The organism is Erythrobacter sp. NE805 (assembly GCF_046452355.1).
GTDB lineage: Bacteria > Pseudomonadota > Alphaproteobacteria > Sphingomonadales > Sphingomonadaceae > Erythrobacter.
In genome coordinates, this window is sequence record NZ_JBKFDI010000002.1 from 336,335 (window position 1) to 350,201 (window position 13,867).

Consider the following 13,867-nt stretch of genomic DNA (forward strand, 5'->3'; position numbering starts at 1 on the left):
CGGCAAGCCCGGGCGGGTCGGCTCTCCCGGCTCAGCTCTCGAGCGGGTCGCTCGCGGCGAGCGCGATGCCCATGAAGCTGTCGGCGGTGAGGCTCGCGCCCCCGACCAGCGCCCCGCCCACCTCGGGCACGGCGAAGATCGCGGCGGCGTTGTCGGGCTTGACCGAGCCGCCGTAGAGGATGCGCACCTCCGGGCCGTGCTCCGGCCCAAGAAGCTCGATGAGCAGCGCGCGGATCTCGGCGTGCATCGCGGCGATGTCCTCGGTGGTCGCGGCGATGCCGGTGCCGATCGCCCAGATCGGCTCGTAGGCGATGCACAGGCGGTCAGCGAGCTCGGCGGGCATGGCGTCCACCGGCGGCAGCGAGGCGGCGAGCTGGGCGCGCACGAAGCGGGCCGCGCCGCCCGATTCGCGCGTTGCGAGGCTCTCGCCGCAGCACATGATGACCCTGAGGCCCGCAGCGAAGGCGGCCTCGGCCTTGGAGCGCACCAGCGCATCGCTCTCGGCGTGGTCCTGGCGGCGCTCGGAATGGCCGAGGATGACGAAGGTCGCGCCCGCATCGGCGATCATCGCCGCCGAGATGTCCCCGGTGTGCGCCCCGCCGTCGGCGTGGTGGCAGTCCTGCGCGCCGACCGCGATCTGCTCGGCCTCGCGGTGGATCGGGTGGATCAGCGTGTAGGGCGGCGCGAGCGCCACCTCGACCTTCATGTGGCGCTGCGCCGCGCGATCGATGGCGCGCGCCTCGGAGAGCATCGCGCGGGTGCCGTGCATCTTCCAGTTTCCGACGATGTAGGGTCGGCGGGTCATGCTTTTGTCCTGCACCTTGTTATTATTGAGAGGGATAGCCGGGGGCGGCTCCGTGATTCTCGGTTTTGCTGTAGTGCCCCGGGGCCGCGTCCGCTAGCCGGGGACGGCGCGACTGTCAAAACCCGCGGTGACCTGTTGCCGCGCGGTCGCAGGGCCTCTAAAGCGCGTGCCGCAAACGCGGTGCCGGGCGCACCGTGCCGTCAGCCAGCCTGGGATCGGGTCCGAACACAGATGATTTCCTTCTTCCGCCGCTTTTTCGCCTCGAAGGTCGGGCTCGCGATCGCGCTGGCCTTTCTGGCGCTGATGGGCCTCGCCTTCGCGGCCTCGGACATCACCGGGCGGACCTTCGGCGGCATCGCCGCGACCGACCGGATGGCGGTGGTCGGCGGCGAGGCGATCCCGGTCACCGAGCTGACCACCGGCGCCAACACCGCGCTCGAGCAGGTGCGCCAGCAGAACCCGACGCTGACCATGCCCGAATTCGTCGCCGGGGGCGGCTTCGACGAGGTGGTGAGCCAGATCATCGACCGCTTCGTCATCGCCGAATATGCGCGAGCCCATGGCCTGCGCGCGGGCGAGAACCTCGTCAACAGCGAGATCCTCAAGATCGGCGCCTTCCAGGGCCTGACCGGGGCCTTCGACGAGAAGGCCTATCTCGCCGCGATCGGGCGCCGCGGGCTCACCGACAAGAGCTTCCGCCGCGGGCTCGAGGGCGACCTCCTCGCCCAGCAATTGCTCGCGCCCGCCGTCGCCGCGCCGCTGCTCCCCGAGAAGATCGCGCGTCAATATGCCTCGCTCGTGCTCGAGAAGCGCAAGGGCGAGATCGCGCTGGTCCCGGCGGCGGCCTTCGCCCCGGCGGGCAATCCGACCGACGCGCAGCTTACCGCGTGGTATGCCGAGAACCGCACCCGCTTCATCCGCCCCGAGCGGCGCACGCTGCGCTTCGCGGTGTTCGGCGCCGACACGCTGAAGGTGAATGCGACGCCCACCGCCGCCGAGATCGCGGCGCGCTACCAGAAGGACGCCGCCAAATATGCCGCGAGCGAGAAGCGCGCGCTGACCAGCTTCGTCGTCCCGACGCAGGACGCCGCCAAGGCCCTCGCCGCGCGCATCCGCGGCGGCGCGGCGCTCGAGACCGTCGCGCGCGAGGCCGGCTTCACCGCCTCTAAGGGCGAGGCCCGCGACCAGGCCGCGCTCGCCTCGGCGACCAGCAGCGCCTTCGCGAAGAATGCCTTTGCCGCCGCGCAGGGCGGCGTCGTCGAGCCCGCGCAGGGCCAGCTCGGCTGGTATGTCGCCCGCGTCGACCGGGTCGAGCGGATCGCCGCCCGGAGCCTCGCCCAGGCGACCCCCGAGATCACCGAGGCGCTCACCGCCGAGAAGCGCACCGCCGCGATCGCCGACCTCGTCGCCGAGATCGAGGGCGAGGTCGACGGCGGCACCGCGCTCGCCGAGGTCGCGAAGCAATACGGCCTCAAGGTCGAGACCACCCCGGCGCTGCTCGCCGACGGCACGGTGTTCGGCCAGCAGGGCGCGACGATCGTGCCCCAGCTCGCCCCCGTCCTCCAGACCGCCTTCCAGATGGAGGAGAGCGAGCCACAGCTCGCCGAGGTCGTCCCGGGCCGCGACTTCGTGATCTTCGAGGTCGCGCGGGTCGAGGAAGCCTCCGCCCCGCCGCTCGGGCAGGTGCGCGAGGCCGCGATCGCCGGCTGGAAGCGCGCGCAGGGCGCGGTGCTCGCCAAGCAGGCCGCCGACCGGATCCTCGCCAAGGTGCGCGGCGGCATGAGCCTCGACGCCGCGCTCGCCGCCGAGAACAGGCCGGGCTTCGAGCGCGAGAAGATCGACCTCGAGCGCCGCCAGCTCCTCGCCCAGCGCCAGCAGCGCGTGCCCGCCCCGCTGGTGCTGCTGTTCAGCATGGCCGAGGGCACCGCCAAGACGCTCGAGGCGCCGCGCGACATCGGCTGGTACATCGTCGCGCTCGAGGACATCAGCACCCTGCCGATCGACAAGGAGCCGGGGCTCGTCGCCCAGACCCGCCAGCAGCTCGGCCAGGCGCTCGCCGAGGAATATCGCGAACAGGCGACCGCCGCGATGCGCAAGGAGCTGGGCGTGACCCGCAACGCCGAGGCCATCGCCGCGGTCCGCCGCCAGCTCGCCGGCGAGCAGCAGCAGTAAGCGCGAGCCCCGTGACCGCCGCCGGACTGCCCGAGAACGCCGCCGCCGCGATTCCCCGCCTCGCCGAGGGCAAGCCCGCGCTGGTGTGGCGCCGCATCATCGCCGACAGCGACACGCCGGTCGGCGCGGCGCGGCGGCTGATCGTGCCCGGGCGCGGCGACTTCCTGCTCGAGAGCGTCGAGGGCGGCGAGGTGCGCGGGCGATACAGCCTGCTCGGGCTCGACCCCGACCTCGTGTTCCGGGCCGAGGGCCCGCGCGCCGAGATCAATCGCAACTGGAAGACCGACCGCGCGGCCTTCGCCCCGCTCCCCGGCGACGCGCTGGCCGAACTGCGCGCGCTCGCCGCGGCCTGCCGCATCGACCCCATGCCGGAAGGGCTCCCCCCCGCCCTCGCCTGCCTCGTCGGCTATCTCGGCTACGAGACCATCGGCCTCGTCGAGACCCTGCCGCGCGCGCCTGACAGCCCGCTCCAGCTGCCCGACATGCTGTTCGTGCGGCCGACGGTGATCCTCGTCTTCGACGGGCTGACCAACGCGCTCTTCGCGATCGCGCCGATCTGGGAGGCGAGCGACGCGCAAGCCGCGGTCGCGCGCGCGGGCGAGCGGATCGATGCGACGCTGAGCCAGTTGGGCACGGGCATGCCCGCCGAGGTCCGCGAGGGCCTGCCCGAGAGCCTCCCCGACCTCGCCCCCGTCATCGCCCCCGAGGACTACAAGGCGATGGCCCTCAAGGCGAAGGACTACATCCTCGCCGGCGACATCTTCCAGGTGGTCCTCGCCCAGCGCTTCACCTGCCCCTTCACCCTGCCCCCGCTGGCGCTGTACCGGGCACTCAGGCGGGTGAACCCCTCGCCCTTCCTCTACTTCCTCGACCTCCCCGGCTTCGCGCTGGTCGGCTCCTCGCCGGAAATTCTTGTGCGCGTCCGCGAGGGCGAGGTCACGATCCGCCCGATCGCGGGCACCCGCCCCCGGGGGGCGAGCCGCGAGGAGGACCTCGCCAACGAGGCCAGCCTCCTCGCCGATCCCAAGGAGCGGGCCGAGCACCTCATGCTCCTCGACTTGGGGCGCAACGATGTCGGCCGGGTCGCGGCGGCGGGCACGGTCGAGGTGACCGGCAGCTTCACCATCGAGCGCTACAGCCACGTGATGCACATCGTCAGCAACGTGATCGGGCGGCTCGACCCGGCGAAGGACTCGCTCGACGCGCTGTTCGCAGGGTTCCCGGCCGGAACGGTCTCGGGCGCGCCGAAAATCCGCGCCTGCGAGATCATCGCCGAATTGGAGCCCGAGACCCGCGGCGCCTATGCCGGGGGCGTGGGCTATTTCGCGCCCGACGGCTCGCTCGATTCGTGCATCGTGCTGCGCACCGCAGTGGTCAAGGACGGGGTGATGCACGTTCAGGCGGGCGCCGGGATCGTCGCCGACAGCGAGCCCGACTACGAGCTCGCCGAATGCCGCGCCAAGGCCGGGGCGCTGATCGCCGCCGCGCGCGAAGCCGTGCGCGTCGCGGGCGAGCCGGGATACGGGCAATGAGGCGCCTCGCGATCCTCGCGGGCGTCCTCCTCGCCCTCGCCGCCTGCTCCGAGAGTCCCGAGGGCCAGCCGGTCACGCGCACCGCGCTCGACGGCTCGGTCGAGGCGAGCCCCGAGCCCGCCGCCACCGCGACGCCCGAGCAGGCGCTCGGTCCCTCGGCCTGCGAAAGCGTGACGTTCGAGGACGCGGCGCTCACTCACTGCATCGCCGATCCCGCACAGCACCGCATCGGCATGGCGAATGTCGGCCCCGACAAGCAGCCCTTCGGCAGCCTCGCCAAGTTCGCCGCGACCGTCGATCCCGCCACCATCGCCTTCGCCATGAACGGCGGGATGTATGGCGACGACCTTAAGGCGCTCGGCTACTACGTCGAGAATGGCGAGCGGATGAAGGAACTCGACCGGGGCGAGGGCGCCGGCAATTTCTACATGAAGCCGAACGGGGTGTTCTTCGGCAGCGGCGGCTCCTGGAAGGTCATGGGGAGCAACACCTTCTTCAACACCGTCGGCGACCGGCCCGAGTTCGGCACCCAGTCGGGCCCGCTGCTGCTCGACAATGGCAAGATGCACCCCGAGGTGCAGGACAACGGCCCCTCCAAGGCAATCCGCAACGCCGTGGGCGTCGGCCCGGACGGAAGAGCGCATTTCGTGATCAGCGACACGCCGGTGAGCTTCGGCCAGCTCGCGCGTTATTATCGCGATGTGCTGAAGGTTCAGAACGCGCTCTACCTCGACGGCGCGGTGTCCTCGCTGTGGGACCCGGCAGGCGGGCGGCAGGACGGCGGGCGCGTCGGGCCGATCATCGTGGTGACCAGGCGGGGGGCGGCGTCTCCACCCGCGGCTGTCCAGCCTGCCTCATCTCCGGCAGATTGACCTTGTCCGGCATGGAGGAAGATCTTCTGATGGTGGCCGCGATCACGCTTTTGGTGGTCGGTGTGGATTACCAATACAAGTGGAAAATCCCCCCCGAATACTTCGTGAACCACATTCTCGATGTTAGGAAACGTATCTTCTTCGAAACATACGAACATATTTTCCGTTTCTGCGGCCTCGCATTTCTCTGGTGCGGTTTCGTAGGTATCTACTTCTTGCGTGAGTCTGCTGACAGTTTTGAATTCTTGGCGGCATGCCTTGTAGTGATCATCGGCGGCATCTTGTACATATCGAAGGACGGTTGGATGTTTCTGATGAAAAAGAAGAACAAGTGATGACGGCATGAGCGAGATTGCCGAACCCTTGCGATTCCGCATCGAGCCGACTGAGGCGGACTGGCGCGCGGCCAGCTGGCTGCTCCTGCGCCACCGCTGGAGTCTGCAGCGCCTGGTCCTCGGCTTCCTTGGTCTGTGGATCTTCTATGCGGCGCTCCTTATCGGACTCGACACCTACAACCATGGCTGGAACCGCGAGCGGGCGCTGGGCAGCCTTCTCGAGGGCGCCCAATACGGCGCGTTCGTCTGGCTCTTCATCGTCGTTCTGGTGATTGCGTTCCTGCCGCGCCGCGTCCGCAAATCGCTGGCCGAGGCGCGGCGGCTCGGGTCGGGGGCCGACATGGCCATCGATGCGCAGGGCCTGCGCCTCACGACCGCGATCGCGGAAGTCACCCTCGCATGGCCGCAGTTCAGGCGCTGGCACGAGAACGCGAAGGTCATGTCCCTCGCCGTCAGCGAGAGGGATGCCCTGCTCCTGCCCAAGGCGCAGATCGACCCCGCCATCATCGACGCGGTGCGAAATCACCTCATCGCAGCCCAAGTGGAACGCGGCATCACATGATCCTCGTCATCGACAATTACGACAGCTTCACCTTCAACCTCGTCCATTACCTCATGGAGCTGGGCGCAGAGGTGCGGGTGGAGCGCAACGACGCGCTGACCGCGGCCGAGGCGATCCGGACCAACGCCGCAGGCTTCCTCATCTCGCCCGGCCCCTGCACGCCCAACGAGGCAGGGATCAGCCTCGATCTCGTCGCGGCCTGTGCGGATGCGGGCAAGCCGCTCATGGGCGTGTGCCTCGGGCACCAGGCGATCGGGCAGCACTTCGGCGGGACGGTCCAGCGCGGCGGGCTGATGCACGGCAAGACCTCGCCGGTCACGCATGACGGGACGGGAGTGTTCGAGGGGCTCCCCTCCCCCTTCATCGCCACGCGCTATCACTCCCTCGAGGTGGTCGATGTACCGGAAGAGCTCGTCGCCAACGCGCACGCCGAGACGCCGGGGAGCGATCACCCGAGCGTCATGGGCTTCCGCCACGCCTCGCTCCCGATCCATTCCGTACAATTCCACCCCGAGAGCATCGCCACCGAACACGGCCACGCCCTGCTCGCCAATTTCGTGCGGCTTTGCGGGATCGATCCGGTGCTCCCCGCAAGGCTCACCGCATGAGCCTGCTCCCTGCGGTCGGACCCGAGCCCTTCACCGAGGCCGAGGCCGAGGCGGCCTTCGGCATCCTGCTCGACGGCGCACCGTCCGAGGAGGAGATCGCCGCCTTCCTCGTCGCCCTCTCCGAGCGTGGGGAGACCGCCGAGGAGATCGCGGGCGCCGCCCGGGCGCTGCGGGCGCGGCTGATCCCCATAAGCGCGCCCGAGGGGGCGATCGACGTCTGCGGCACGGGGGGCGATGGGCACCACACGCTGAACGTCTCGACCGCGGTGAGCCTCGTCGTCGCCGCCTGCGGGGTCCCGGTCGCCAAGCACGGCAACCGCGCGGCCTCCTCGAAGGCGGGCGCGGCGGACACCTTGGAAGCGCTCGGCCTCGACATGGACGCAGCCGGGCGCACCGCGGAGAAGACGCTGGCCGAAGTCGGCATCTGCTTCCTCTTCGCGAAGAACCACCACCCGGCGATGGCGCGCATCCAGCCCATCCGCCAGAAGATCGGCAAGCGGACGATCTTCAACCTGATGGGCCCGCTCTCGAACCCCGCTCGGGTCGCGAGCCAGCTGATCGGCATCGCCCGGCCCGCCTATGTCCCGATCTATGCGGGCGCGATGGCGCGGCTTGGCACCGGCCGCTCGCTGATCGTCTCGGGCGACGAGGGCCTCGACGAACTCAGCCTCGCGGGCGGCAACGAGGTCGCGGTGGTGACCGGCAACGCCTTCCGCATGGAGCGCATCGACGCGGGCGCGGCGGGCCTCCCCCACGCCCCGATCGAGGCGATCCGCGGGGACGACGCGAAGCACAACGCGGCGGCCCTGAAGGCGCTCCTCATGGGCACCCCCGGTCCCTACCGCGACGCGGTGCTGTTCAACGCCGCCGGTGCGCTGACCGTCGCCGGGCGCGGGTCCGACTGGCAGAGCCGCGCGGCGCTGGCCGCCGAGGCGCTCGACTCGGGCGCGGCGCTCGCCCTGCTCGAGAAGTGGATCGCGCTCGCAAAGTAGGCCCGTTCGTGTCGAGCGAAGTCGAGACACCCCGGACAAGCCTCTCGACTTCGCTCGAGGCGAACGGCAAAGGCATGGACCGATGAACAAGCTCGAGGAAATCTGCGCCACCAAGCGCGAAGAGGTCGCCGCCCGCAAGGCCGCCACCACCCCCGCGCAGCTCGAGGAGCGCGCGCGCGCCCGGACCGCCCCCCGCGGTTTCGAGGCCGCCCTGCGCGCGCGCGCCGCCTCCGGTTACGCGCTCATCGCCGAAATCAAGAAGGCGAGCCCCTCCAAGGGCCTGATCCGCGCCGACTTCCGCCCCGCCGACCACGCGCGGGCCTACGAGGCAGGCGGCGCCGCCTGCCTCTCGGTGCTCACCGACGCGCCCTACTTCCAGGGGCACGAGGACTACCTCGTCGCCGCCCGCGCGGCCTGCAATCTGCCCGTCCTGCGCAAGGACTTCATGGTCGACCCCTGGCAGTGCCTCGAGGCGCGCGCCATCGGCGCCGACGCGATCCTCGTCATCGTCGCCGCCCTCTCCGACGCGCAGATGGCCGAGATCGAGGCCGCCGCCACCGAACAGGGCATGGACGTCCTCGTCGAGGTCCACGACGAGGCGGAAATGGCCCGCGCCGCCGCGCATCTCCGCTCGCGCCTCATCGGGGTCAACAACCGCGACCTGAAAACCTTCACCACGGACCTCGCCACCACCGAGCGCCTCGCCCCGCTCGCGCCGCAAGGCACGCTGCTGGTCGGCGAGAGCGGCATCAACACCCGCGCCGACTGCGACCGCCTCGCCGCCGCAGGCGTGCGCACCTTCCTCGTCGGCGAAAGCCTGATGCGCGCTGACGATATTGCGAGTGCCACCCGCGCCCTCATCGGGACAGAACAGGCGGCATGACCAAGCTCACCCACCTCGACGAGACCGGCGCGGCGCGGATGGTCGATGTCGGCGGCAAGCCCGCGACCCAGCGCCGGGCGGTCGCCTCCGGGCGCATCACGATGTCGCCGGAGGCCCTCGCCGCGATCCGCGCGGGCAACGCCCCCAAGGGCGACGTCCTCGCCACGGCACGGATCGCCGGGATCATGGCTGCCAAGCGCACCGGCGAGCTGATCCCGCTGTGCCATCCCTTGGGGCTCGAGGCGGTGACGGTCGATTTCGCCTTCGAAGACACCGCCATCCGCGTCACCGCCGCGGCCTCGCTGACCGGCAAGACCGGCGTGGAAATGGAAGCGATGACAGCCGCTTCGATCGCACTGCTCACGATCTACGACATGGCGAAGGCGATCGACAAGGGCATGGTGATCTCCGAGGTGCGCCTGATCGCGAAGACCGGCGGCAAGTCGGGCGACTGGACCGCGCCGGAACCCCTCGGCGCATGAACGCGCCGCTCGGCCTCGAGGAGGCGCAGGCCCGCCTGCTCGCCCTCGCCCCTACGCTCCCTTCCGAGATCATCCGCACCGACGCCGCGCTCGGCCGCATCCTCGCCGCGGACCTCGTCGCCGCGCGCACCCAGCCCGCCGCCGACCTCTCGGCGATGGACGGCTATGCGCTCGCCCCCGGGGAGGGGCCGTGGCGGCTGGTCGGCGAGAGCCGCGCCGGGGCGCCCTATCGCGACGTGCTCGCGACCGGCGAATGCGTGCGCATCTCGACCGGGGCGATGGTTCCGCCCGGCGCCGACCGCGTGCTCCTCCAGGAGGACGCCCTCGACGCGGACGGCCGGATCATCGCGACCGATCTCCCCCCGCCCGGACGCCACATCCGCCCGCGCGGCTTCGACTTCCACGCGGGCGACCGGCTGCTCGGCAAGGGCACGCGCATCACCCCCGGGCGGCTCGCCCTCGCGCTCGCCGCCGGGCACGGGACGCTCGCCGTCACCCGGCGGGTGCGCGTGGCGGTGATGGACTCGGGCGACGAGCTCAGCCCCGATCCCGCCGCCTGCCTCCCCCACCAGGTCCCGGCGAGCAATGCCGCGATGCTCGCCGCGATGCTTGGGGAGCTCGGTTGCGAGGTCACGCGCATCGGCCCGGTGCCCGACGACCGCACAGCGCTAGCCGCGGCGCTCGCCGAGGCCGAGGGCGCCGACATCCTCGTCACCTCGGGGGGCGCCTCGGTGGGCGATCACGACCTCGTCAAGCCCGCGCTCGCCGAGTGGGGGGCCGAGACCGCCTTCTGGCGGGTCGCGATCAAGCCGGGCAAGCCGCTGCTGGTGGCGACGCGCGCCAAATTGGAGGGGGGCGCGCAGGTGATCCTCGGCCTCCCCGGCAACCCGGTCTCGAGTTTCGTCACCGGCTTCCTCTTCGCCCTGCCGCTGGTGCGCGCCGCGCAAGGGGACCCCGCGCCGCTCCCCCGCGCCGAGACGCTGGTCGCGGGCGAGGAGCTCCCCGCGATCGGCCCGCGCCGCGAGTTCCTGCGCGCGGTGCGGAGCGGCAACGCGGTGCGGCTCGCCGGCTCGCAGGACTCCTCGGCGCTCTCGGCACTGGCCGCGGCGGACTGCCTGATCGACCGCGCCGCCCACGCGCCCGCGCTGCCGGCTGGAGCTGCGGTGACGGTCGTCATGCTCCGGAATGGCTGAATTGCGCGGGTTTGCCGTCGGCGCCTGTTGACAGCTTTCCCACAGTTGCCTATTCGTTCCTTGTTCGTTCACCTTAAGAACGAACAGAGTGCAGCAACGCACCGGTAAGGTGCCTCTTGGCGCACGCAAGGGATTGGCACGGCGGCTCCCCGCAGGGTCCGTCGTGGGTGCGACCACAGGAGTCTAGACCAATGCTGACCGCAAAACAGCGCGAGCTCATCGTCTTCATCCAGCAGCGGCTGGAGGAGACCGGCGTCTCGCCCTCGTTCGAGGAAATGAAGGAGGCGCTCGACCTCAAGAGCAAGTCGGGCGTGCACCGCCTGATCTCGGCTCTGGAAGAACGCGGCTTCCTGCGCCGCCTGCCCAACCGGGCGCGCGCGCTCGAAGTGATCCGCCAGCCCGGCGACACGACGCCCGCGCGCGCCGCGAGCGCGCCGAGCAACGTGGTGCCGCTGACCCCGCCAGCCCCGCGCGCGGCGGAGCCGGCCAACGACGTGATCGAGCTGCCGCTCCACGGCCGCATCGCCGCCGGCGCCCCGATCGAGGCGCTCGAGGGCCAGTCGACCCTCCCCGTTCCCGCCGCGCTGCTCGGCCCGGGCGAGCACTATGCGCTCGAGGTCTCGGGGGATTCGATGGTCGAGGCCGGGATCTTCGACGGCGATTTCGCGCTGGTCCGCCGCACCAGCACCGCGCGCGACGGCGAGATCGTGGTCGCGCTGGTGCGCGGCGAGGAAGCGACGCTCAAGTACTTGCGCCGCGAAAACGGGCAGGTGCGGCTCGATCCGGCGAACGCGGCCTACGACCCGCAGTTCTACCGCCCCGACGAGGTCGAGGTGCAGGGCAAGCTCGCCGGGCTGCTGCGCCGCTACCACTGAGCCCTTGGGGGCCGCGACGGCGCTGACGGCGCCGCGGCCGGGTGACGGGTCGCTGCGCTCGCGGCGCGGGGCGCGGCCCGTCACCCCGGCGGCGGCTTTACCTGCTGTTGGAATTCAAGGGGCCTTTCGCGAGGCCCCTTTTTGCTGGCCTTCGCCCGCCTCCAGACCCCGGTTATCCCCCCTTCAGACCCCTTCTAGCCCCCATTTACCCCCCTCTTGGGCCCGGTTTGCCGGGAGGGGCGCTTTTGTCCAACGGGGTACGGCGGCGGCTCGCGCCACCAGCCATGTGCACCCTGGCTCTCGGCGACCGAGGTGATCGCCGGCTTGTCGAGATTGATCGCGAGACCGCCGCTTTTCTCGAGGTGGCGGCGGTCTGCCTTGAGCCAGCGCGGGCGGCAGGAGCGGGGGAGAAACCTTTCGGAAACAACGATGTCCGCCTCGCGGCAGGCCGCGGCGAGGTCGCGGATGTCGATCCGCTCGTGCCCCCGCCCGAGCAGCAGCACCCACTCCCTCCCCCCGCGTTCGAGCCGCAGGGTGCAGAACTGCGAGGAACAGCGCGCCCCCTCCCACTGCGCGAGCGGCACCGGGTCGGCGGCGATCCCGGAAAGCTCCATGAGATTGTCGCGGGTATATGAGGAGCGGCTGTCGCGCAGCGAGAGCAGGCGGCGCTCTCCATCGGGCCCGGCGACGGTGATCCCCACCTGCCGCCCGTCCCCGGCGACCAGCAGGTCGGGGATCGGCGTCGTCGCCGCGAGCACGCTCGCCGCCGCCACCGGGAGCAGTCCGGCGAGCCGCACCCGCCCCCGCCACAGCGCGAGCCACAGGCCCCCGGCGGCGAAGAGCGCCACCGTCAGCCCGTCGATCTGCGGCATCAGCCGGACCGATCCGGCGAGCCCGGCGGTGAAGTGCGCGATCCACAGCAGCAGCGCCAGCGCGCGCTCGACCACCCACCACACCGGCGCGCCAGCTCCCAGCAGGTCCGCGAGAAAGCCGAGCGCGATCAGCGGCATGGCGATGAAGGTCACGAGCGGGATCGCGACCACGTTGGCGAGCGCGCCGTACATCCCGGCGCGGTGGAAATGGAACAGGACGATCGGCATCAGCGCCAGCTCGATCACCACCCCTGTCGCGAACAGCATCACCGTGTGCCGTCCGGTGCGCACCCACCACGGCTCGTCGCGCGGGGCGAGGAAGGCCTTGACCGGCGCGGCGTTCGAGAGGGCGATCAGCGCGAGGACCGCGGCAAAGCTCATCTGGAAGCTCGGCCCGATCGCGCTCTCGGGCCACAGCAGCAGCACGAAGCCCGCCGCGAGCGCGAGCATCCGCATCGACAGCGCATCGCGCCCCAGCGCGAGCGCCCCGAGCACCAGCAGCGCCGCGACGCAGCTCCGCACGGTCGGCACCTCGGCGCCGGTGAGCAGCGTGTAGCCGATCCCCGCCAGCGCCCCCGCCGTCGCTGCGACCACCGGGAGCCGCACCCGCGGCGCGAGCGCGGGCCACAGCGCGAGCAGGCGCAGCACCGCGAAATAGGCCGCCGCGACCACCGCGCTGACGTGCAGCCCGCTGATCGAGAGGAGGTGGGTGAGCCCCGCGTCGCGCATCGCCGTCGCGTCGGTCTCGGCGATGCCCCCGCGGTCGCCGCTCGCGAAGGCCGCCGCGATCGCGCCCGGCGAGCCCGGGACGCGGGACCGCACGTGCTCGGAGAGCGCGCGCTGGACGGCGGCGATCCCGCCGCTCGCGGGCGCGGGGGTCAGAACCTCCAAGGGTCCGACGATGGTGCCGGTCGCCGCCAGCCCGCTGAACCAGGCGGCGCGGGCGAAGTCGTAGCTCCCCGGGAGCATCGGGTGGGCGGGCGGCATCAGCCGGGCGCGCAGCCGCACCACCGCGCCCTCTGCGAGGCCCTCCGGGATGCCGCCCGCGAGGTTCTCGAGCGGCACATTAACCCGCACCTTGCGCGCGGTCCCGCTCTCCGCCTCGCGCATCGCCAGGGTGAGGCGCAGGCGGCCCTCGGCAGGCTGGTCCTCGCGCTCGAGCACCGCGCCGTGGATCACCGCCACCACCGGCCGCGCGATCGGCTCGGCGCCGACGATGGTCGAGCGCGCCCAGACCGCCGCCACCCCGAAGGCGAAGACCAGTCCGCAGGCAATAAGCGCGAGGCGCAGGTTGGCGCGCGTCTCGTCGGCCAGGCTCCCCGGCGGCCAGGCGAGGCGCGCGGCGAGCGCGAGGCCCGCGCCGCCCGCGATCGCGGCGATCCAGTGAAGCGGCGTCGGCAGCGCGAACCAGGCGATGATCCCGGCAGCGAAGGCCACCGCCAGCCACGGTGCGCGCTCGAACCCCGCCTCGCCCAGGAACCGCTCCGCCGCGTCGAGCGCCCGCCCCGCCCGCGCGCCCGCGGCGATGCTGGACAAGCCTCGCGCACTTTGCCAAGGGCGCGCTCGTGGTTCTCCGGCGGGCTCTCCGCCGGGCTCCTCCCCCATCGGAATGACCGGCACATCGCGCATCGGCTTGCCCCCCGACCGGCTCGCCCCCACCGCCAGCGCAGATGCAAGCCGTTCG

13 protein-coding genes are annotated in these 13,867 nt (G+C 71.6%); 11 read left to right on the plus strand and 2 right to left on the minus strand.

The annotated features are described in order from the left end of the window. Positions 1-31: 31 nt before the first annotated feature. Complete coding sequence (gene tpiA / locus ACLBKU_RS09585; RefSeq protein WP_410179327.1) at positions 32-805, minus strand: triose-phosphate isomerase; 774 nt, start codon at positions 803-805, stop codon at positions 32-34. Between the two features lie 231 nt (positions 806-1,036). On the opposite strand from tpiA, the gene ACLBKU_RS09590 reads away from it, so the two are divergent. The 11 genes from ACLBKU_RS09590 to lexA all read left to right on the plus strand — a co-directional run bounded on the left by ACLBKU_RS09590 (position 1,037) and on the right by lexA (position 11,311). Continuing rightward, positions 1,037-2,977, plus strand: a complete 1,941-nt coding sequence (locus ACLBKU_RS09590) for a SurA N-terminal domain-containing protein (RefSeq protein ID WP_410179328.1) — start codon at positions 1,037-1,039, stop codon at positions 2,975-2,977. Positions 2,978-2,988: 11 nt separating this feature from the next. Then, a complete protein-coding gene (locus ACLBKU_RS09595; protein ID WP_410179329.1) occupies positions 2,989-4,509 on the plus strand; it encodes an anthranilate synthase component I family protein in 1,521 nt (506 codons plus the stop codon). Further along, a complete protein-coding gene (locus ACLBKU_RS09600) occupies positions 4,506-5,381 on the plus strand; it encodes a phosphodiester glycosidase family protein (protein WP_410179330.1) in 876 nt (291 codons plus the stop codon). The genes ACLBKU_RS09595 and ACLBKU_RS09600 overlap by 4 nt, the downstream gene beginning before the upstream one ends. Positions 5,382-5,410: 29 nt before the next feature. Then, on the plus strand, positions 5,411-5,716 hold the full coding sequence (locus tag ACLBKU_RS09605; RefSeq protein WP_410179331.1) for a hypothetical protein: 306 nt from the start codon (positions 5,411-5,413) through the stop codon (positions 5,714-5,716). A 7-nt stretch (positions 5,717-5,723) separates the two neighbouring features. Continuing rightward, positions 5,724-6,278 (plus strand): YcxB family protein, encoded by a 555-nt coding sequence (locus ACLBKU_RS09610; RefSeq protein ID WP_410179332.1) that lies wholly within the window; start codon positions 5,724-5,726, stop codon positions 6,276-6,278. Further along, on the plus strand, positions 6,275-6,886 hold the full coding sequence (locus ACLBKU_RS09615) for an anthranilate synthase component II (protein WP_410179333.1): 612 nt from the start codon (positions 6,275-6,277) through the stop codon (positions 6,884-6,886). Before ACLBKU_RS09610 ends, ACLBKU_RS09615 begins: the two co-directional genes overlap by 4 nt. Beyond that, positions 6,883-7,878 (plus strand): anthranilate phosphoribosyltransferase, encoded by a 996-nt coding sequence (gene trpD, locus ACLBKU_RS09620; RefSeq protein ID WP_410179334.1) that lies wholly within the window; start codon positions 6,883-6,885, stop codon positions 7,876-7,878. Before ACLBKU_RS09615 ends, trpD begins: the two co-directional genes overlap by 4 nt. An 82-nt stretch (positions 7,879-7,960) precedes the next feature. Continuing rightward, positions 7,961-8,761, plus strand: a complete 801-nt coding sequence (gene trpC / locus ACLBKU_RS09625) for an indole-3-glycerol phosphate synthase TrpC (protein WP_410179335.1) — start codon at positions 7,961-7,963, stop codon at positions 8,759-8,761. Further along, positions 8,758-9,243 (plus strand): cyclic pyranopterin monophosphate synthase MoaC, encoded by a 486-nt coding sequence (gene moaC / locus ACLBKU_RS09630; protein ID WP_410179336.1) that lies wholly within the window; start codon positions 8,758-8,760, stop codon positions 9,241-9,243. The genes trpC and moaC overlap by 4 nt, the downstream gene beginning before the upstream one ends. Continuing rightward, the gene (locus tag ACLBKU_RS09635; RefSeq protein WP_410179337.1) at positions 9,240-10,436 is read left to right on the plus strand and encodes a molybdopterin molybdotransferase MoeA; all 1,197 of its coding nucleotides are present in this window, start codon (positions 9,240-9,242) and stop codon (positions 10,434-10,436) included. Before moaC ends, ACLBKU_RS09635 begins: the two co-directional genes overlap by 4 nt. Before the next feature lie 191 nt (positions 10,437-10,627). Next, positions 10,628-11,311 (plus strand): transcriptional repressor LexA, encoded by a 684-nt coding sequence (gene lexA, locus ACLBKU_RS09640; RefSeq protein ID WP_410179338.1) that lies wholly within the window; start codon positions 10,628-10,630, stop codon positions 11,309-11,311. A 194-nt stretch (positions 11,312-11,505) separates the two neighbouring features. On the opposite strand, the gene ACLBKU_RS09645 is transcribed toward lexA, so the two are convergent. Then, the gene (locus ACLBKU_RS09645; RefSeq protein ID WP_410179339.1) at positions 11,506-13,719 is read right to left on the minus strand and encodes a ComEC/Rec2 family competence protein; all 2,214 of its coding nucleotides are present in this window, start codon (positions 13,717-13,719) and stop codon (positions 11,506-11,508) included. Positions 13,720-13,867: the final 148 nt, after the last annotated feature.

Bases quoted from the DNA above. Each gene is read 5' to 3' on its own strand.
- tpiA (WP_410179327.1), bottom strand. From the start codon at position 805: ATGACCCGCCGACCCTACATCGTCGGAAACTGGAAGATGCACGGCACC.
- ACLBKU_RS09590 (WP_410179328.1), top strand. From the start codon at position 1,037: ATGATTTCCTTCTTCCGCCGCTTTTTCGCCTCGAAGGTCGGGCTCGCG.
- ACLBKU_RS09600 (WP_410179330.1), top strand. From the start codon at position 4,506: ATGAGGCGCCTCGCGATCCTCGCGGGCGTCCTCCTCGCCCTCGCCGCC.
- ACLBKU_RS09605 (WP_410179331.1), top strand. From the start codon at position 5,411: ATGGTGGCCGCGATCACGCTTTTGGTGGTCGGTGTGGATTACCAATAC.
- ACLBKU_RS09610 (WP_410179332.1), top strand. From the start codon at position 5,724: ATGAGCGAGATTGCCGAACCCTTGCGATTCCGCATCGAGCCGACTGAG.
- ACLBKU_RS09615 (WP_410179333.1), top strand. From the start codon at position 6,275: ATGATCCTCGTCATCGACAATTACGACAGCTTCACCTTCAACCTCGTC.
- trpD (WP_410179334.1), top strand. From the start codon at position 6,883: ATGAGCCTGCTCCCTGCGGTCGGACCCGAGCCCTTCACCGAGGCCGAG.
- trpC (WP_410179335.1), top strand. From the start codon at position 7,961: ATGAACAAGCTCGAGGAAATCTGCGCCACCAAGCGCGAAGAGGTCGCC.
- moaC (WP_410179336.1), top strand. From the start codon at position 8,758: ATGACCAAGCTCACCCACCTCGACGAGACCGGCGCGGCGCGGATGGTC.
- ACLBKU_RS09635 (WP_410179337.1), top strand. From the start codon at position 9,240: ATGAACGCGCCGCTCGGCCTCGAGGAGGCGCAGGCCCGCCTGCTCGCC.
- lexA (WP_410179338.1), top strand. From the start codon at position 10,628: ATGCTGACCGCAAAACAGCGCGAGCTCATCGTCTTCATCCAGCAGCGG.